The sequence below is a fragment of the Micromonospora sp. WMMD723 genome, assembly GCF_049863385.1.
Lineage (GTDB): Bacteria > Actinomycetota > Actinomycetes > Mycobacteriales > Micromonosporaceae > Micromonospora > Micromonospora wenchangensis.
The window spans coordinates 5198630-5218711 of record NZ_JBMKNR010000001.1 but is presented as its reverse complement, the minus strand read 5'-3'; the positions used below and the strand labels follow the sequence as shown (position 1 = coordinate 5218711).

The 20082-nt window shown below is 76.2% G+C and carries 8 protein-coding genes; 3 read left to right on the top strand and 5 right to left on the bottom strand.

Annotated features, from left to right (window positions below; all coding sequences use genetic code 11):
• Nucleotides 1-12: 12 nt before the first annotated feature.
• Genes ACN261_RS22600 through ACN261_RS22585 form a run of 4 tightly spaced genes read right to left on the bottom strand, consistent with a single transcriptional unit; the run spans nucleotide 13 to nucleotide 15851 of the window.
• Nucleotides 13-5490 carry an SDR family NAD(P)-dependent oxidoreductase gene (locus ACN261_RS22600; protein ID WP_425852012.1) on the bottom strand — a complete coding sequence of 1826 codons (5478 nt, stop codon included), beginning with the start codon at nucleotides 5488-5490 and terminating at the stop codon, nucleotides 13-15.
• A gap of 56 nt (nucleotides 5491-5546) precedes the next feature.
• Nucleotides 5547-9092, bottom strand: coding sequence for an amino acid adenylation domain-containing protein (locus ACN261_RS22595; protein WP_425852010.1), 3546 nt, complete (start codon nucleotides 9090-9092; stop codon nucleotides 5547-5549).
• A 58-nt stretch (nucleotides 9093-9150) separates the two neighbouring features.
• Nucleotides 9151-12351 carry a thioesterase domain-containing protein gene (locus ACN261_RS22590; protein ID WP_425852008.1) on the bottom strand — a complete coding sequence of 1067 codons (3201 nt, stop codon included), beginning with the start codon at nucleotides 12349-12351 and terminating at the stop codon, nucleotides 9151-9153.
• Nucleotides 12348-15851, bottom strand: coding sequence for an AMP-binding protein (locus ACN261_RS22585; RefSeq protein ID WP_425852006.1), 3504 nt, complete (start codon nucleotides 15849-15851; stop codon nucleotides 12348-12350). Before ACN261_RS22585 ends, ACN261_RS22590 begins: the two co-directional genes overlap by 4 nt.
• 449 nt (nucleotides 15852-16300) lie before the next feature.
• Here ACN261_RS22585 and ACN261_RS22580 point away from each other — a divergent pair, with 449 nt between their 5' ends.
• The 3 genes from ACN261_RS22580 to ACN261_RS22570 all read left to right on the top strand — a co-directional run bounded on the left by ACN261_RS22580 (nucleotide 16301) and on the right by ACN261_RS22570 (nucleotide 18599).
• Nucleotides 16301-17005, top strand: a complete 705-nt coding sequence (locus ACN261_RS22580) for a CBS domain-containing protein (protein WP_425852004.1) — start codon at nucleotides 16301-16303, stop codon at nucleotides 17003-17005.
• Between the two features lie 270 nt (nucleotides 17006-17275).
• Nucleotides 17276-17890: a methyltransferase domain-containing protein gene (locus ACN261_RS22575; RefSeq protein WP_204961079.1), complete on the top strand. Its 615-nt coding sequence runs from the start codon at nucleotides 17276-17278 to the stop codon at nucleotides 17888-17890.
• Nucleotides 17891-17993: 103 nt separating this feature from the next.
• Nucleotides 17994-18599, top strand: coding sequence for a class I SAM-dependent methyltransferase (locus ACN261_RS22570; protein ID WP_204924616.1), 606 nt, complete (start codon nucleotides 17994-17996; stop codon nucleotides 18597-18599).
• Nucleotides 18600-18677: 78 nt separating this feature from the next.
• Here the strand turns inward: ACN261_RS22570 and eccB are convergent, their stop codons facing one another.
• Nucleotides 18678-20060 (bottom strand): type VII secretion protein EccB, encoded by a 1383-nt coding sequence (gene eccB / locus ACN261_RS22565; RefSeq protein ID WP_425852002.1) that lies wholly within the window; start codon nucleotides 20058-20060, stop codon nucleotides 18678-18680.
• Nucleotides 20061-20082 lie beyond the last annotated feature (22 nt).

Sequence of the window (20082 nt, the reverse complement as noted above, 5' to 3'; positions counted from 1 at the left end):
GTTTTCTCGACGTCAGGCGCGGGGTAGCCGCGGGATGGCGGGGATGGTGGCCGGCGCGGCCGGTTCGTCGGCGGCGGCGGCCCGCAGCTGGGCGATGCGTTCGGCCAGGCCGGCCACGGTCGGGGTCTCGAAGAGGCTGCGCATCGGCAGCCGGACCCCGGTCGCCTTGCGCATCGCGGCGATCAGCTGCACCGCGACCAGCGAGTTGCCGCCGAGGGCGAAGAAGTCGTCGTCCACCCCGACCTCGGCCACCCCCAGCCCGTCCCGCCACACCCCGGCGATGGTGATCTCCAGCTCGGTACGCGGGGCCGCCGAGCCGCCGCCGGTCGCCGTCGCGGCGGCCGTCGACGGCTCCGGGTCCTGCGCCAGGGCGTCGGTGGTGACCCGGGAGGCCCGCCGCCTGATGTCCGCCACCGTCCGGGTGGCGATCACCACCTGCGGGCCGAGGCCGGCGGTGAGGCTGCGCCGGAACGCCTCCGCGCCGTCGACCGGGCGGATGTCCTCGGTGGCCGCCCCGACCGCCGGATCGGCCGGGGCCGCGTCGACGGCACCGGTCAACCCGCCGGTGACCGCGCCCTGGTCGACCCGGCGCAGCACGAAGTCGCCGATCGCGACGAGTTCCCGGCCCTCGGTGTCGGTCAGCGACAGGTCGGCGGCGACCACCTCGTCGGTGGCGCTGGCCCGGTGCCGCAGGTGGCTGTGGAACACCGCCGGCAGCGGCCCGCGCACCACGATCCGCCCGTACGACAGCGGCAGGTAGGTGCCGTCGCCCTGACCCCGACCGAACGCGGTGGCCACGTCCAGCAGCGCCGGGTGCAGCCCCCACGCCGGCAGGTCGGCCCGGACCGGCTCCGGGGCCTCGACCCGGGCGAGTTCCTCGCCGTCGCCGAGCCGGTGCTCGGCCAGCGACGCCCAGCGCGGGCCGAAGGTCAGCATGCTGGTACGGCCCCGACCGAACGAGGCGTCGTCGTCGACCCGCCGGCCGTCGACCACCGGCACCCGGGCCGGCGGGGCGGCCTCCACGGTCCAGCCGGCCGACCCGCGCACGTGGGTGCGGAGCTGGCCGGCGGCCAGGCTGCGGACGGCGAAGTCGACGCCGTCCTCGGCAGCGGTCAGCTCCACCCGGTACTGGGCGACGGTGCCCTGCGGCACCGCGAACGGCTCCAGGAACACCACGTCGCGCAGCTCCACCGCGGCCTGCGGCGCGGGGCACGGCACGGCGGCGACCACCGCGGCCCGCACCGACTCCAGGTGGGCGGTGCCGGGCACCACCGGCACCCCGCCGATGCGGTGCTCGTCGAGCAGCCAGTGGGTGTCGGCGGAGACCAGCCCGTGCAGCACCGTCGCATCCGGGCCGACCACCTTCGTGGTGAGCACCGGGTGGTCCACCGGGGTGGTGACGGTGTCCCGGCCGGCGGCCCGGAACGCGGCCGGCGCGGCGGTCTCCACCGCCATGCCGACCTCCGCCCAGCCACCCCAGTTCTGCGACAGCACCGGGGCCCGGAAACCCGCGCCGGAGCGGGCGAACGCGTCGAGGAAGGCGTTCGCCGCGCAGTAGTCGACCTGACCGAAGCCGCCGATCACCGACGTGATCGAGGAGCACAGCACCACGAAGTCCAACGGCAGGTCACCGAAGACCTCGGCCAGGGCGAGGGTGCCGGTGAGCTTCGGGGCGAGCACCCGTTCGGCCTCGGCCCGCTCCTTGACCTCGGCCATCCCGCCGCCGGGCAGGCCGGCGGCGTGCACGATGCCGTCCAGCCCGCCGAACTCGGCCTCCACGGTGGCCCGGACCCGGCGCAGGTCGGCCGGGTCGGTGACGTCGGCGGCGAGCACCAGCACCGTCGCGCCGGCCGCCTCCATCCGGCGGATCGCCGCGATGGCCCGGCCGGCCCGGTCCGCGCCACCGTGCACCGCCAGGTGGTCGTCCCACCGCTCGCGCGGCGGCAGACCGGAGCGGGCCAGCAGCGCCAGCTTCGCCCCCGCCCGCCTGGCGAAGTCCTCGGCGAGGGTGACGCCGATGCCGCCCAGGCCACCGGTGACCAGGTACCGGCCGCCGTCGCGCAGCGCCCCCGACCCGGTCTCGGCGGCGACGGTGACCTGCTCGTAGCCGGTCACCCAGCGGCGGGTGCCGCGCAGCGTCACCTCCGCCCGCTGCGGGTCGACCGGGCGCCGCAGTTCGGCGGCGAGCGCGTCGACCCCGTCGCCGGCCGGGTCGGCGTCGATCAGCCGGACGGTCAGGCCGGGCAGTTCGGCCGGCAGCACCCGGGCCAGGCCGGCGAGGGTGGCGTGCTCGGGGCGGACCAGGTCGGTGCCGGTGACGTCGCCGACGCCCGCGGTGACCAGGTCGAGGGTGAGCGGCCGCTCCTCGGCGGTCGCCCCCGCCCCGGCGAGCGCCTGCACCAGGTGCAGGGCGTCGAAGAAGCCGCGCTGCTGGGCGTCCCAGGTGGCGGTCGGGTCGAGGCCTGCCGGCGTGCCGTCCAGGGCGAAGGCGTGTACCAGCCGGGTCGGCACGCCACCTGCGGTCAACGCCGCGACCAGCGCGTCGTGGTCCTCCCGGTGGCCGGGGCGCAGCCGGTACCCGTCGTCGGTGGCGGCGAACGCCGTGCCGGGGCGTACCACGAGCGGGTCGTCGCCGGCGGCCCGCAGCGCGTCGACCAGCGCCTCGGCGCGCGGGCCGGCGGCGAGCACCAGGCAGCGGCCGTCGGGCACCGTCGCCGGGTCGGCGGCGGCCTGCCGCCACACCGGCACCGCGAACCACCGTTCCAGCGGCTGCGGGCCGGCGTCGGCCGGGGCGTCGGGCACCGCCGCCACCGGGTCCGGGTCAACCCAGTAGCGCAGCCGCTCGAACGGGTACGTGGGCAGCGGCACCCGTCGGGCGGCCGGGTCGGCGTCGAGCCGCACCCCGATCCCGACGCACCACAGGGCGGCGGCGCTGGTGAGCAGGGTGGCCAGGTCGCCGGTGGGCTCGCCGGGGCCGGGCAGGCTGCCCAGCGGGGTCAACGCCCGCTGCGCCGGGGAGCCCTTGGCGACCTGCATCCGGGCCAGGTTGGCCAGTTGCCGGCCCGGACCGCACTCCAGCAGCGCCCAGGTGCCCGCGCCGAGCAGGGTCGCCACGCAGTCACCGAACCGCACCGGCTGGCGCAGGTGCGCCGCCCAGTACGCCGGGTCGGTGGCCTGTTCGGCGGTGATCCAGGTGCCTGTCACGTTGGACAGGAACGGGACGGCCGGCGCGTGCAGCGGCACCGTCGCCATCAGCGCGGTGAACTCGGCCAGGATCGGGTCCATCATCGGCGAGTGGAACGCGTGCGAGGTGCGCAGCGGCTTGCTCCTGCTCTTACCGCCGAGGCTGTCGGCGAACGCGGCGACGGCGGCGCTCTCCCCGGCCACCACGCAGGTGCCGGGCCCGTTGACGGTGGCGATGGACAGCCCCTCGGGTAGCCGGGCGGCGACCTGCGACTCGTCGAGCGACACGGCCAGCATCGCCCCCGCCGGCAGCGACTGCATCAGCCGGCCCCGGGCGGCGACCACCCGCAGCGCGTCGGGCAGGGTCAGCACCCCGGCGACGGTGGCGGCGACGTACTCGCCGATCGAGTGGCCGATCATCGCCGCCGGGCGTACCCCGGCCCGCTGCCAGTGCAGCGCCAGGGCGTACTCGACGACGAACAGGGCCGGCTGGGTGTAGCGGGTCTCGGTGAGCTTCTCCGCCGCCTGCGGGTCCCGGCCGAGGATCAGGTCCCGCAGGTCCAGGCCCAGCTCGGGGCGGAGCAGCGCGGCGCACTCGTCGACGGTGGCGGCGAAGGCCGGCTCCTCGGCGTAGAGCTGCGCGCCCATCCCGGCGTACTGGGCGCCCTGACCGGAGAAGAGGAACGCGGTGCGCGGCGCGGCACCGTCGACCACCCCGGACTGGCGGCGGCGCGGGGTGCGCAGCGCGGTCACCGCCTCGGCCAGGTCGGTGGCGACCACGGCCACCCGGTGCGGGTACTCCTGCCGGCCCACCCGCAGCGTGTGCGCCACGTCGGCGAGCAGCTCCGGCCCGCCGTCGCTGGTCGCCGCCAGGTGGTCGGCGAGCCGGGTGACGGCGCTGTCCAGCGCCGACGCGGTCTTCGCCGACACCGTCAGCAGGTGCGCCGGGCGGACCCGTCGGTCCGCCCGGTGCGCGGCCGGGGCCTCCTCGAGCACCACGTGGGCGTTGGTGCCGCCGATACCGAACGAGCTGACCCCGGCCCGGCGCGGCCCGCCGTCGGTGTCCCACTTGGTCAGGGTGTTCGCCACGTAGAACGGGGTGTCGGCGAAGTCGATGGCCGGGTTCGGCGTCTCGTAGTTGATCGTCGGGGGGATCAGCCCGTGCTCCATCGCCAGCACCGTCTTGATCACGCTGACGATGCCGGACGGCTGGCTCAGGTGCCCGATGTTGGACTTCACCGAGCCGATGCCGCACCAGCCCCGCTCGTCGGTGTCCCGGGTGAACACCGCCGACAGGGCGGCCACCTCGATCGGGTCGCCCAGCGCGGTGCCGGTGCCATGCGCCTCGACGTAGCTGATGCTGCGCGGGTCGATCCCGGCCATCCCGACCGCCTGGGCGATCGCCTCGACCTGCCCGTCGACGCTGGGGGCGGTGAAGCCGACCTTCCCCGCGCCGTCGTTGTTGATCGCGTTGCCCAGCACCACCGCGCGGATCGAGTCGCCGTCGGCGATCGCGTCGGAGAGCCGCTTGAGCAGGGTCACCCCGACGCCGCTGCCCCAGACCGTGCCGTTGGCCCCGGCGTCGAACGGGCGGCACCGGCCGTCGGGCGAGGTGAAGCCGTCCATGCCCAGGTAGCCGACGTGCGGCAGCTCCACGTTGACCCCGCCGGCCAGCGCCATGTCGCACTCGTGGTTGCGCAGCGCCTCGCAGGCCAGGTGGAAGGCGACGAGCGAGGTCGAGCAGGCGGTGTGCACGGTCAGGCTCGGCCCGCGCAGGTCCAGCCGGTAGGACACGTTGGTCGCCACGTAGTTGGGCGAGTTGCCGGTGGCCAGCGAGACCGCGCCGTGCGGGTTGCCGCCGACCCGCTTGTTACGCAGCACGTACCGGTGCAGGTAGGTGTTGCCGCCGGTGCCGGCGTACACGCCGACCGCCCCGGGGTAGCGGGCCGGGTCGTAGCCGGCGTCCTGCAACGCGGTGTAGCAGCTCTCCAGGAACAGCCGGTGCTGCGGGTCGGTCATCTCCGCCTCGCGGCTGGTCATCCCGAACAGCCCGGCGTCGAAGGTGTCGTACCCGTCGATCAGCGGGGCCCGGCTCACCCAGCCCGGGTCGTCGACCTCGTCGGCGGTCGCACCCCGGGCGAGCTGCTCGTCGCGGCTCAGCTCGGTGACCGACTCGACGCCGTCGACCAGGTTGCGCCAGAACTCGCCGACGTCGGCGGCACCCGGCAGCCGGGCGGCGAGCCCGACGATGGCGATGGGTTCGATGCCGTCATCGGTGGGCGGCGCGGTGTCGATCTCGTTCTGCATCGGGGTCGTCCTTTGTCGCAAGGTGCCGCCCGCAGGCGGTGGGGAGGGAGGCGGCGTCACGGTTGGTGCGGTCGGCGGGGTGGCGGGGTACGACGGGTCCGGCCGCGCCGGGCGGCGGCGCGCAACGCGGCGCGGGCCAGCTCGGGTCGGTCGGCGGCCCCGTCGAGGCTGGCGGCGAGCGCCCGGACGGTGGGGTGCCGGAACAGGTCGAGCATGGTGATCGACCGGCCGGTCGCGGCGGTGAGCCGGGCGTGCACCGCCGCCAGGGCCAGCGAGTGCCCGCCGATGTCGAAGAAGTTGTCGACGACCCCGACCCGGTCACGTTCCAGCACCTGCCGCCAGATGCCGGCGATCAGCTCCTCGGTCTCGGTCAGCTCGTCCGGCCCCGTCGGCACCGGCGCGACCGGGGCCGGTGCGGTGGCGGCCACGGTCATCGCGCCCAGCGCCGCCACCCGGACGGTCGGCCGGGGCAGCGCCTCGGCGACCGCGTCGGTCGGGGTGTGCGGGTCGGCGGCGAGCGCGCCGACCAGGTCGGCGAGGTCGGCCAGGAGCGCGTCGATCCGGTCGGCGTCGAACAGGTCCGGGTTGTAGACCACGTCCACCCCGCACCGGCCGTCGCGCTGCACCACGTAGACGGTGATGTCGAACGGGGAGCCGGGCTTGGGCACCGGCAGCGCCTCGGCGGTCAGCCCGGTCAGCGTCAGCCGGGGTGCGGTGAAGTTGAGCACGTTGAACAGCACCTGCACCAGGGGCGCCCGGGAGGTGTCCCGGCCGACGCCCAGGGTCTCGACGAGTTTCTCCAGCGGCGCGCCCGGGTGGGCGGTCGCCTCGTGCAGCTCGGCGGCGCACCTGTCGACCAGTTCGGCGAACCCGACCCCGCCGGTGCCGCCGGCCGTGTCGTCGCCGCCGGTGCGCAGCCGCACCGGCACGGTGTCGATGAAGAAGCCGACCACGTCGTCGAAGGCGGCCAGCCGGCGGTCGGCGACGATCGCCCCGACCACGTGGTCGTCACCGCCGGTGAGCCGGCGCAGCAGCTCGGCGAACCCGGCCAGCAGCACCGCCGCGACGGTGCTGCCGCGCCGCTCGGCCAGGTCCCGCACCGCCCGGTCGGCGGTGGCGGTCAGGGTCACCGCCGCCTGTGCGCCCGCGTACGTCTGCACGGCCGGGCGGGGACGGTCGCGGGGCAGGTCCAGCACGGTCGGTACGCCCCGCAGGTGCTCCGCCCACCAGGTGAGGTCGGCGGGGCCCTGCCGGCGGTCCCGCTCGTCGCGCCACACCGCGTAGTCGGCGTACGAGGCGGTGAGCGGCGGCAGGGTCGGCGACGTGCCGGCGACGGCGTGCGCGTACCCGGTGGCCAGGTCGGCGTAGAGGACCGCCTCGGACCAGCCGTCGAAGACCGCGTGGTGCATGGTCATCGCCAGCACGTGCTCGTCGGGGCCGAGCCGGTAGACGGTCACCTGCCAGGGCGGGCCGGTGGCCAGGTCGAAGGCGTGCGCGGCACCGGCGGCGAGCATCCCGGCCAGTTCGGCCTCGGCGTCGGCGCGGCCGGTCAGGTCGACCACCGGCACCGCCACGTCGGTCGGCTCCTCGCACACCGCGTAGGGCACCCCGGCGGTCTGCGGGATGCGCCAGCGCAGCACGTCGTGCCGGGTGGCCACGGCCCGCAGCGCCGCGCCGAGCGCCCCGGTGTGAAGTGGGCCGCGCAGCCGGTGCGCGACCGCGATGTTGTAGGGGGCGCTGGAGGGGGCGAGCTGGTCGACGAACCACAGCCGGCGCTGCGGCGGGGACAGCGTCGGCGGGTTGCCGGTGGTCAGCCCGTCGGCGTCGGCGGGCGCGGCGGCCCGCAGCCGGGCGGCCAGCGCGGCCGGGGTACGCCCGGCCAGCACGTCCCGGGTGTCGACGTGCCGGCCCAGCTCGGCGCGCAGCGCCGCGACCAGCCGCATCGCGGCGATGGAGTTGCCACCGGCGGCGAGGAAGTCGGTGTCCGGGGCGGGTGCCGCGCCGAGCAGCCGGGTCCAGACCCGCCGCACGACCCGCTCGACCGGGTCGGTCGGCTCGTCGGTCGGCGCGTCGGCGGGGGCGGCGGTCAGGGCGGCGTCGGCCAGCGCGCGCAGCGCCGGGCGGTCCAGCTTGCCGGTGATGGCGCTGACCGGCAGGTCGTCGCGGCGCAGCAGCCGCGCCGGCAGCATCGCGGCGGTCAACCGCCCCCCGGCGTACGCCCGGACGGCGTCGTCGTCGGGCGCGGTGGCCGGGGTGAGGAAGGCGACCAGTTCGGTCCCGGCCGGGCCGGGCACCGCCTCCACGGCCACCCGGTCGACGCCGGGCACGTCGGCCAGCACGGCCTCCACCTCGCCCAGCTCGATCCGCTGGCCCCGGATCTTGACCTGCCGGTCGGCCCGGCCGAGGTAGACGATCCGCCCGTCCCCGGCCTGCCGGACGAGGTCGCCGGTGCGGTAGAGCCGCTCGCCGGGCAGCCCGGAGAACGGGTCGGGGACGAACCGGTCGGCGGTCAGGCCGGGCCGGTTGAGGTAGCCGTCGGCCAGTCCCGGCCCGCCGATCAGCAGCTCACCGGTCTGCCCCGGCGGCACCGCCCGCAGCGCGTCGTCCACCACGTACGCCCGGTGGTTGGGCAGGGGCAGCCCGATCGGCACCGGGTCGGTGTCGGTGGCGGTCAGGTCGCCGCTGACCGCCAGCACGGTGGTCTCGGTGGGGCCGTAGCCGTTGAGCAGCCGTCGTCCCGGCGCCCAGCGGGCGACCAGCTCGGCGGGGACGGCCTCGCCGCCGCAGAGCACCGTCCGCCAGCCGGGCACCCGGGCCGGGTCCAGCATGGACAGCACGGTCGGGGTGATGAAACCCCAGTTCACGTCGTGGGCGACGATGAACCGGGCCAGCCGGTCCGGGTCGGACCGGTCGTCGCCGCCGAGCAGTTGCACGCTGCCACCGAGCAGCAGCGGGACGAACAGGTCGATGCTGGCCGCGTCGAAGCCGAGCGAGGCGATGCCGAGGCTGCGGACCCCGGCGTCGGCGGCGCTGAGCGCGGCGCAGCCGGTGACGAACTCCACCACGTTGCGGTGGGTGGTCAGCACCCCCTTGGGCCGGCCGGTGGAACCCGAGGTGAACAGCACGTACGCCGGGTCGCCGGCCCGCGCCGGGCAGGGCGCCAGCGGGGCCGGGCCGGTGGCGGTGACCACCTCGACACCGGGGGTGTCGGCGAACTCGACCGCCGCCGCGTCCCCCACCACCAGCGTCACCCCGGCGTCGGCGGCGATCTCCCGCAGCCGCTGCCGGGGGCCACCGGGCTCCAGTGGCACGTAGCAGCCCCCGGCGAGCAGCACGCCGAGGACGTCGACGACGAGGTCGGGGCGGCGGTGGGCGCAGATCCCCACCCGGGTCTGCCGGCCGACGCCCCGGGTCCGCAGCGCCGCGGCCAGGCCCGCCGCCCGGCCGACCAGCTCCCGGTAGGTGAGCCGGTCGTCCCACTGGCGCACCGCCACCGCGTCCGGGCAGTGGGCCGCCCGCTCGACGATCAGGTCGGCCAGCGTGGCGTCCGGCCAGGGCAGCTCTTCCCCGGTGACGGCACTGATGGACAGGATGTCGGTCACGTCGCTCCCCGTACGGTTGCTGGTGCGGTACGCCCCACCGGGCGGACGGTGTGCCGGTTCACCGGTCGTCCCGGGCGGTGTCGTCGACCACGTGCAGGCGCAGTTCGCTGAGGTACCGGCGGCCGGCGGCGTCGGGCACCCAGGCGTCGTCCGGGCCGGGCAGCATCTCACTGACCGTCAGGGAGACCTCGGGGCCGTCGCCCATCCGGGCCGCCCGCACCATGGCGCAGAACATGTTCGCGAAGGCCGGGCTGCTCAGGTCGGCGTAGCAGGGTTTGGTCTCGCTGCCGAGCTTGACGTAGACCTGCTCGGGCAGGTCGAGGCGGCGTCGCCAGGCCCGCACCGCGAGGAACCGGTCACGTTCCCCGGCGGCGTCGGCCAGACCGCTCTCCCCCACCGTGGTGCGCCAGGTCCGTCGGGCCACCACCAGCCGGTCGATGGTGACCCGGGGGGTGTAGGGGGCGGCGGCGACCAGCTTGAACCCGTCCACCGCGTGGGCGCTGAGCAGTTCGCCGAAGACCTCGGTCAACGGCCAGCTCTCGCCGTCGGCGGCGGTGGCGACCAGCTGGCCGTCCCGCTCGGCCACGGTGAGCGCCACCGTGGGCAGCACCCGTGCCGGGTCGGCCCCGGGCGCCGCCGCGAAGGCCAACTGCCGGTCGCTGGGCCCGGCCAGGGCTTCGGCGGTCCGGCTGGTCCGCCGTGGCCAGTCGGTGGGGTACAGCAGCCGCAGCCGACGCCCGCCCAGGTCCGTGGTGAGGGCGTCCCGCAGCCGTTGCGGGTCGGGGTGGGCCGGGATGAACACCTCGCAGTCGAAGGACGCCCACGCGGCGTGCAGTTCGCCGAGCACGACGGTGTACTCCCCGCGCGCCAACGCCGCCGCGTCCCGCGCGCAGAGTTGCAGGTCGGGGCTGTGCAGGACGGCCTTGGACCAGCGCGCCGGGGCTGCCGGGAAGACCTCGTCGACGCGGTCGGCGAGATCGGCGGCGGCGAGGCGCACCTCCCGGGTGCCCGGTGGCAGCCCGGCGAAGCCGAACAGTCCCGCCCAGCGGGCGGCGAAGTCGGCGGCGACCGCGTCGACCGGCCGGTCGCCGGCACCCCAGAACAGTCCCTGGGCGAGGTACCACAGGTCGGCCAGGGCGACGGGGGCGTCCCCGGCCTCGCCGCGCAGTTCGTCGTACAGCTCACGGAAGACCCGGTCGTACGCCTGGGCCAGGGCGGCCACCATCCACCGGGCGGCCCGCAGCAGCACGTCGAGCGGTGCGGCCAGGTCGGCCAGGAACGGGGCGCCGAGGGTGACGTCGAGATCCCGGGCGGTGTCCTCGTGGCAGAGGGTGCGGCCGGCGTACATCCGACCCTCCCGACGCCGGGGCGACCGCCCGGTCAGCTCGGTGAAGGTGGCGTCGAGGGCGTCGAGGGCGTCGCCCAGGCGGTGCGGGTCACCGGCCGCCGCGGCGACGGCGTCCCGGGCGGCGGTCAGCCGGTCCAGCCCGGACCGGGCGGCCAGTCGGGCCGCCGGATCGCCGATGGCGTCGATCCGGGCGCGCAGCACCTCCTCCGCGGCCGGGCTGACCGGCAGGGCCGCATCCCAGGTGAGCAGTTCCCGTTCGACGAGCCGGTCGAGCAGCGTGTAGCCGTCCTCGGCGCGACGCAGCCCGATGGCCGGGTCGGCGACCAGGTCGTGGGCGGGCCGGCGGCCGTCGACGGCGGCCAGCAACGCGGCCTCCACCGGGGACAGCGTCACCGGCGGTTGCCCGGGACGCAGCACGCTGCGCCCGCGCACCGCGACCTGCGGGGCCAGCACCGGCGGCCACCAGCGCCGGACGGCGAGTTCGGCACCGATGCACCCGGCGTACTCGTCGAGCGCCCACGACTCGAACCGGACCCACCGTCGCCGGGTCAGTTCCGGGCCGACCCGCAGCCGGGCGGTCTCCGGCTGCGCCGGGTCGACGGTCACCCAGCAGCTGGGGCCGAAGAAGCCGACCGTCTCGTTCTTGCCGCAGTACCGCTGCCAGTACTTGAGCAGGGCCCGCTCCCGGTCGCGGCGGCGCACGTTGCGCGGCGCGTCGGGTCCGCCCCGGACCAGACCGTCGAAGGCGACCAGCGCACCCCGGTTCTGCCAGGTCACCGCCTCGCGCACCAGCGGGTCGGCGGCGAGTTCGGTGAACCGCTGCCCGGCGGCGCGGACGGCCTCGTCGAACTCCTTGTCGAAGCGTTCGACGCCGCTGCCGGTGGCCAGCAGCTCGTCGGCGAGCGCGGCGGCGGCCGGGGCGGCGAACAGGGCGAGCCCGTCGGCCGGGAAGCCGGTGCTGCGCAGGATCGCGTCGCGCCACACCGACCAGCCGGTGTCACCCAGCGGCACCCGGTGCTCGGGCGCACCGGCCGGGCCGGCCGCCGGCACCGGCGCGGCGGAGCCCGGGTCGCGGCCGACACCGGCCGCGACCGCGTCGGACCGCTCGGCGTGGGGCCCGGCGGCGGTGCCCGCTTCACCGCCGGAGACCGGGCCGCCGGCCGGTGCGGGAGCCGGGGGGTCGAGGGCGGCGGTCAGGTCGGCGCGGATCAGGCCCAGCAGCTCGGGCAGCCGGTCGTGCAGGAAGAAGTGCCCACCGTCGAGTTCGTGCAGGGTGAAGCCGGCGGCGGTGTGCTCGGCCCAGGCGGCGCTCTGTTCCCGGCTGACCGCCCGGTCGTGCCGCCCGGCGAACACCACCACCGGCACCGGCAGCGGCGCCCCGGGGGCGTACCGGTAGCTGTCGACCCGGCCGAAGTCGGCGCGCAGCAACGGCAGCAGCAGCTCCACCAGCTCCGGGTGGTCCAGCAGGCCGTCGGGCAGGCCGCCGCCGGCGGCGAGCCGGCGCAGCAGTTCGTCGTCGTCCACCCGGGACAGACCGTCGAAGAAGCTCGCGTCGGTGACGTGCGGGGCACGGGCGCCGCCGACGTACAGCCGCACCGGCAGTTCCCGGCCGTCCCGGCGCAGCTCCCGCACCACCTCGAAGCCGAGCCGCCCGCCCATCGAGTGTCCGTAGATCGCGTACGGGCGGTCGGCCCGGTCGGCGATGGCGGCGGCCAGCTCCGCGACGGTGAAGTCCGGGTCGTCGCCGATCCGGTTCTCCCGGCCGGGCAGCTGCACCGGCAGCACCTCCACGTCCGGGCCGGCCTCCGGCTGCCAGCGGCGGAACGCGCTGGCTCCGCCCCCGGCGTACGGCAGGCAGAACAGCTGCACCGGTGCCTGGGGTCGGCTTCCGGGCGAGACGAACCAGTTCACCGTGCGCCTCTCTGCGGTGGGTCGATCCAGTGCCGCCGGCGCTGGAAGGGGTAGCCGGGCAGCCCGGTGCGCCGGACGGTGCCCTCGGGGTGCAGCGCGGCCCAGTCGACGTCGCGGCCGGCCACCCAGCCGGCGGCCAGGTCACGCAACGCTCCCGGCGCGCCGGCCACGGTGGCGTCGGTGGCGAGCAGTTCGTCCAGTCCGGAGACCGCCTCGGCCAGGTCGGCGGCGACGACGGCGGCCCGCCGGGCGAAGGGCCGCCGGCCCAGCGCCAGGGTGGCGGCCACCTCGGGCAGCGCCGGTCCGACGCCGGCCAGGTGGTGCCGCAGCCGGGTCAGCGCCGCCCGCAACGCCTGCGGGGTACGCGCCGACACCGGCAGCAGCCAGGCCCGTGGGGGCGACGGCTCGGCCGGTACGGCAGGGGGCGGTTGCTCGACGACCACGTGCGCGTTGGTGCCGCCGAGCCCGAACGCGCTGACCCCGGCCACCCGGCGCGGCGCGTCCGGCCAGTCCCGCGCCTTGGTGGGCACGTAGAACGGGCCGCCGGCCAGGTCGATCTCCGGGTGCGGGCGGGTGAAGTGCAGGTTCGGCGGGATCACCCCGTGCTGGACGGCCAGCACCGTCTTGATCAGCCCGGCGATGCCGGCTCCGGCGTCGAGGTGACCGATGTTGGTCTTGACCGCGCCGAGCGCGCAGGACTCGGCGGGGGCGGCCCCGCCGTACACCTCGTGCAGGGCGGCGACCTCGATGGCGTCGCCCAGCGGCGTACCGCTGCCGTGGGCCTCGATGAAGCGGACCTCACCGGGGGCGACCTCGGCGGCGGCCAGGGCGTTCGCGACGGCGGCGGCCTGGCCGGCGGGGCCGGGCACCGCGAAGCCCGCCCGGTCGGGGCCGTCGTTGGTGACCGCCCAGCCGGGCAGGACGGCGTAGATCCGGTCCCCGTCGGCCTGGGCGTCGGCGAGCCGGCGCAGCGCGACCACGCCCACCCCGGAGCCGAAGCCGGAGCCCTCGGCGGCCTCGTCGAAGGCGCGGCAGCGGCCGTCCGGGGAGGCCAGCCCGCCGGGGGTGGCCCGGTAGCGGGGCCAGGTGACGTTGACCCCGCCGGCGAGGGCGATGTCGCACTGGTAGTCGGCGAGGCTCTGGGCGGCGGTACAGACCGCGACCAGGGAGCTGGAGCAGGCGGTCTGCACGGCCACCGCCGGCCCGGTCAACCCGAGCCGGTACGCCACCTGGCCGGGCAGGTGGTCGGTGGACTGCCGGCCGATCAGCCGGGCCTCCCAGTCGTCCGGGTCGACGTCGCCGACCACGGCCGGATTGTCCATCAGGTGGAACAGGAAGTAGCGGTTGGCGGAGGTGGCCGCGTAGACGCCGACCAGGCCGGGGAAGCGGGTCGGGTCGTGCCCGGCGTCCTCCAGGGCCTCCCACGCCGTCTCCAGGAAGAGCCGGTGCTGGGGGTCGGTCCGGGCGGCCTCCTCGTCGCCCATGGCGAAGAACTCGGCGTCGAAGTCGGTGACCCCGTCGAGCCGGCCGGTGGCCCGCACGTGCCGGGGGTCGGCGCGCAGCCGGGGCCCGATACCGAGGGCGGTCAACTCGACGTCGGAGTGGTCGTGCACCGAGTCGACGCCGGCGCAGACGTTCCACCAGAAGGTGGCGGCGTCGGGTGCGCCGGGGAACCGGCCGGCGAGGCCCACCACCACGATCTCGTCGCCGGTGTACTCGCGGGCGGCGACCGGTGGCGCGGTCGGGGTGGGCAGGATCGGCGCGGGGAGCGGGCGGGTGCGCGCCGCCGTGGCCGGCGCGGCGTCGACGCCCGGGTCGAGCAGCCGGGCCTGGGCGGCGATCGTCGGGTGGGCGAACAGCCGCACCATGGGCAGCGTCGTGCCGAACCGGTCGGCGATGCGCTGCTGCACCTGGCCGAGCAGCAGGGACTGTCCACCGGCGTCGAAGAAGCTCTCCTGCCGGCCGACGGCGTCGCGGCCGAGCACCGCGCACCAGATGTCGTGCACGGCCCGCTCGGTGTCGGTGGCCGGTTCCTGTCCGGCGGGGACCGTCCGGGGCGGGTCGGGCAGTGCCCGCTCGTCGATCTTGCCGGTGACGGTGAGCGGGAACGCGTCGAGGACCAGCACGGCGCGGGGCAGCGCGTAGTCGGGCAGCCGTCGGGCGAGGGCGGCGCGCAGCTCCGCCGGGTCGAGGTCGCCGCCGGCCGGCACGGCGTACGCGAGCAGCGCCCCGTCGCGGGCGATGGCGCGGACGCCGGCGACACCTGGCTGCGCGGCGAGGACGGCCTCGACCTCGGTCAGCTCGACCCGGAACCCACGGACCTTGACCTGGCGGTCGAGTCGGCCGAGACAGACCAGCTCCCCGCCGGGCAGCCACGCGCCCAGGTCGCCGGTGGCGTAGGTGGGCGTCCCGTCGGGGTCGACACCGAACCGGTCGCTGTGCTGGCCGAGGTAGCCGGGGGCGAGGTGCGGGCTGCGCACCACGATCTCGCCGGAGTCGGCCAACCGCAGCGTGTAGCCGGGCAGTGCCGTGCCGACCGGCAGCGGGCCGGTGCCGGTCGGGTCGGCGTCGGCCAGCGGCAGCGCGTACCGGGCGGCGAAGGTCATCTCGGTGGCGCCGTAGCCGTTGACCAGCACGCACCCCGGGGCGAACCGGTCCCGGCCCCGGGCGGCGTCGGCGTGGGTGGCCTGTTCGCCGCCGAGCAGCACCACCCGGATGCTGTCCAGCCGCCGCTCGCCGAGGGTGTCGAGCAGGAACCGGTAGACCGTCGGGGTGGAGTGGTAGACGGTGACCCGGTGCCGGGCGAGCTGTCCGACGGCGTACGCCAGGCCGTGTCGCCGCAGGTCGACCGGGACGACGGCGGCCCCGGTGAGCAGCGCCGGGTAGAGGTCGGGGATGGCCGCGTCGAAGCTGAACGAGGCGAGCAGGCTGAGCCGGTCGGCCGGGCCGATCGCCAGGGTGCGGATCTGGTTGTCGACGACGTGCCGCAGGTTGCGGTGGGTCTGCGCGACGGCCTTGGGGGTGCCGGTGGAGCCGGAGGTGAACAGCACGTACGCCGGGCTGTCGGGGTCGACCGGGAGGGGGTTCAGCGTGGCGGTGGCGGCCGGGTCGAGGACCAGCACGCGGGTGCCGGGTCGGGTGGCGCACAGGGCGTCGGCGAGGTCGCGGTGGTCGGGGGCGCAGGCGACGACGCGCACGTCGGCGGCGGCGAGCATGTGCCGGAGCCGGTCGACCGGGAACCCGGGGTCCAGCGGCACGTACACGCCACCGGCGGCGAGGGTGCCGAGGACGGCGGCGATGGTGCCGGTGCCGTGCCCGGTGAGCAGGGCGACCCGGTCGCCGGGGCGGACGCCGGCCGCGGCGAGCGCGACGGCGTGCCCGCCGACGGTGGCGGCCAGGGCGGCGTAGCTGACCTCGTGGGTCTCGCCGAGGATCGCCGGGTGGTCGGTACGGGTGGCCGAGACCTCGGCGAACTGTTGGATGATCGTCGGTTGCGCCATGTCAGCGGATCGGCTCGACTCCACTGTGGGCAGGCGTGCGGGAACAGCCAATTGTGATCATGATCCCCCCCAGGACTTCACAATGGAAGCAGAATAGGACGACATCCGGCCAAGGAAAGATCATCGATCGGAGTCGGACCGAAGGGCCCACCGCCCCCTGAAGATCGGACGGCGAAAATCGGCCGATCATCCCCCTAGCGCGAAAAGGAGTTTCAGCATAAGTGTCTACCGACAAGTAATTTTGCGGTGAAAGGGCTTGCAAACCGGCTATTTTCCACCATGGACGGCACCTTAACGCCTGGTCAGGTGGGGTGCCGCAGCTGCGGGCCCCCGCCATCCTAGGGTCGCCCGACCAGCCGGGACCTCCGGCCCGTCCCGATCCGGTCCTGCGACCCTGCCCCACGCCCCACCCGGCGTCTAACGTCGGAGGCGGGACCGAGGAGGACGCCGTGCGGACGTGGCAGGTACAGGACGTGATGACGGTCGACGTGCTCACGGTGGACGAGGACACCGGGTACCGGACGATGGTGGACCTGCTCACCGCACGGCACGTCACGGCGGTGCCGGTGGTCGACGACACCCGGCGGGTGCTCGGCGTGGTCTCCCAGGCCGACCTGCTGCACAAGGTGGAACGGCTCGGGCAGCCGCACCGGCGGCGGGTCCTCCCCGGTCGCCGCACCCGCACCGGGTGGGCCAAGGCCGCCGCGACCCTCGCCGGGGACCTGATGACCGCACCGGCGGTCACCGTCTCCCCCGGCGCACCCCTGGCACAGGCCGCCCGGACGATGGACCGGCGGGGCGTCAAGCGGCTGCCCGTCGTCGACGACCTGGGCCGCCTGATCGGCATCGTCACGCGGGGCGACCTGCTGCGGGTCCACCTCCGGCCGGACGCCGACATCCGCCGCGACGTCGTCACCGACGTGCTGCGCCGGGTGCTCGGGGTGCCCGACGGCACCGTCGACGTGACCGTGCACGGCGGGGTGGTCACCCTCACCGGCCAACTCGACCGGTGGTCCACCGTGCACCTGGCGCTGCGCCTCAGCGCGCAGGTCAGCGGCGTGGTCGAGGTGGTCGACGCGCTCGGCTACGCCGTCGACGACGCCCCGCTGGCCGCGCTGCGGGCCGGCGCCGTCACCCCGGCCGGCGTCGCCTGACTCCCGGCAACGGCGTCACCCGGGCCGGCGTCGCCCGACCCGCAGGGCCGCGCCGAACGGGCCACCCCGACCCGGCGGGCACCCAGGGTCGACACCCGCACCACCCTGTGTCACCAGGGCCGACCCGCCGCCCGTGGGGGCTGACGATGGCCGCCCGGGTCCGTAGCATCTGTCGGGTGTCCGCGTCGGCGCGGACACCCGACGGCCGGCGGCGTGTCCCCGCACGCGCGCCGGGTGGCGACGTTTCCGCGACGGGCAGAGAGGCCGGCGATGAGTCGAGCAGAGCAGGACACCGCGGCGGGCACCGAGGGCGAGGACTACACCCAGCGGTTGCAACGCCTCGGTGGCGCGCGCTGGAAGCAGGTGCTCGACGTGCAGGCGCCCTACCGGTGGAACCTCCAGCGGCTCGACCTGGGACGCACCCTCGACGTCGGTTGCGGCCTCGGCCGCAACCTGGCCAACCTGGGCGAGGGCGCGGTCGGGGTGGACCACAACCCCACCTCGGTGGCCCACGCGCGGGCCGCCGGGCTGGAGGCGTACACGATCGAGGAGTTCCACCAGTCCCCGCACGCCCGGCCCGGCGCCTTCGACGCGCTGCTCGCCGCCCACCTGCTGGAGCACCTGCCCGCCGACGCGGCCCTGGAGGTCATCTCCAGCTACCTGCCGTTCCTGCGATCCGGCGGCACTGCGGTCTTCATCACCCCGCAGGAGCGGGGATACGCCAGCGACGCGACCCATGTCCGGTTCGTCGGGTTCGACGAGGCCGCGCAGGCCGCCCGGGATCTCGGCATGACGGTGGTCAAGCAGTACTCCTTCCCGTTCCCCCGGTCGATGGGCAAGGTCTTCACCTACAACGAGTTCGTCACGGTGGCCCAGCTGCCCTGAGCCCCGCCGCCCACCGGGCCCGGGTCCCGCTCCGGGTCCCCGGGCCCGGTGGGCGCTGCCGTGGACGCCACGGCAGGCCGGGCCGGCCGGTTACCGTGGCGGCATGACCAACCCGACCCGGTGGGCGACCGAGACCGGCCCCGAACACTCCCAGTGGTACATCGACCGGTTCCGGCGGCTCGCCGCCGAGGGGGCCGACCTGGCCGGTGAGGCCCGCCTGGTCGACGCGGTCGTGGCCCCCGGCTCGCGCATCCTGGACGCCGGCTGCGGCACCGGTCGGGTCGGCGCCGCGCTCGCCGCGCGGGGGCACCGGGTGGTCGGGGTCGACGCCGACCCCGCCCTGGTCGAGGCGGCCCGCACCGACCACCCCGGGCCCCGCTGGCTGGTCGCCGACCTCGCCACGCTGGACCTCGCCACCGACGGCGAGGCGGAGCCGTTCGACGCCGCCGTGGTCGCCGGCAACGTGATGGCCTTCGTCGCCGCCGGCACCGAACCCGCCGTGCTGACCCGGATCGCCGCCCACCTGCGCCCGGACGGGGTGGTGCTCGTCGGTTTCGGCCTCGACCGGGGCTACCGGCTCGACCACTTCGACAGCGACCTGGCCGCCGCCGGCCTGCGGCTCGAACAGCGCTTCGCCACCTGGGACCTGCGTCCCTGGCGCGACGATGCGGACTTCGCCGTCAGCCTGCTGCGCCGCCCCACCGACTGACCGTGGTGCCCGCGTGGGCACCCGGACGGTGCTGCGGGCAAGGTTCGACCCCGGTGCACCGGCCCGGCAGCGGGCCGGTCAGGACGGGGCGGCGACCGCCCGGGCGGCGACCGGATCGAGGGTGCTGCCGGCCGGGACGAGGCTGACCAGGCCGGCGGGCAGCCGGACCGGGGTGACCTCCCGGTAGCCGAGCATGCCGAGCACCCCCTCGTCGGCGAGCACGTAGCGCCGGCCCAGGTCGGTGACCACCGACACGGCCCCACCGTCGGCGCCCGGCGCGGCCACCGACTCGACCACCGCACCGCGCCCCGGCTCGACCAGCACCTGGTCGGCGCGCACCCCACCCGCGGCGTCGGTGCTGCGGGCGGCGGTGAGATCCGGCACGACCGGGTCGACCCGAACCTCGCCGACCGTGCCGTCGTCGCCGATCCGGGCGCAGAGCGTGCCGCCGTCGACGCCGGCCAGGCGGGGCGGGACCGGTGGCGGCGCGGTCGGCCCGGTCGGCACCAGGTCGGGCAGCTTGGGCGACGCGGCGAACCGACCCAGGCTGATCGGGGTCGGCTCGTCCTGACCGGTGCGGGCCATCAGCAGGGCCGCCTGGAGTTCGGTGATGCCGGCCAGGCCGTCGCGCCCGGCGACCGCGTACTGCCTGCCACCGCCGGAGTTACGGACCAGGTAGACGTCCCCGACCGTGGCGTCGGTGACCCCGGACGACGGCTCGCCCAGCCCGGCCAGCGCCGGCGGGGCCAGGTCGACGCCCGCCGGCAGGGCGTTGAGCAGGGCCGGGGCGGCGGGGACCGCGCGTTCCCGGGTGGTCGCCAGCGCGGCGAGCACCCGGGCGGTGTCACGCAGCAGGTGCCGGCGCTGGTGCCAGATCAGGTGCAGCCCGCCGTCGGGATGCCGGACCAGCACCGCCTCCCCGGTGAGCCGCCGCCCGCCGGTCGCCTCCCGGCCGATCAGCAACGCCGAACGGGGTACGGCCCGGGTCGCGTCGGCCGGCTGCCGCGAACAGACCGTCCACGGCGCGGTGGACAGCCGCCCGGCGGCCGGCAACGAGTCCGGGGCGTCGGCGATGCCCAGCGGCAGCCCGCGCGGCACCCCCTCGATGGAGCGGCGGGACACCAGCACCGTGCGGGACCGGTCCGCGCCGACGATCAGCAACGCGGAGGCGTAGTTGAGCACCGGGTGCAGCCGACCGTCGCGGTAGACGAACCGGGCACCGGACTCCTTCTCGACGATCACCGCGCCGGTGTCGCGCCACGTCGACCCGCCCCCGACGAACAGGCCGTAGAGGGCGAATCCCCCCAGCCCGATCGCCGCCACCAGGACGCTGGCCAGCCCGGCGCCGGCCAGCCGGCGAAACGGCGACCGCGCCGGGTCGGTCTCCCGCATCACCAGGGCGGCGACGGCCCGCTGCACGGTGAACTGGTAGGAGTGGAGCTGGTCCTGCCGCGACGGCATGGCGTCCCTTCCGCGAGTCCTC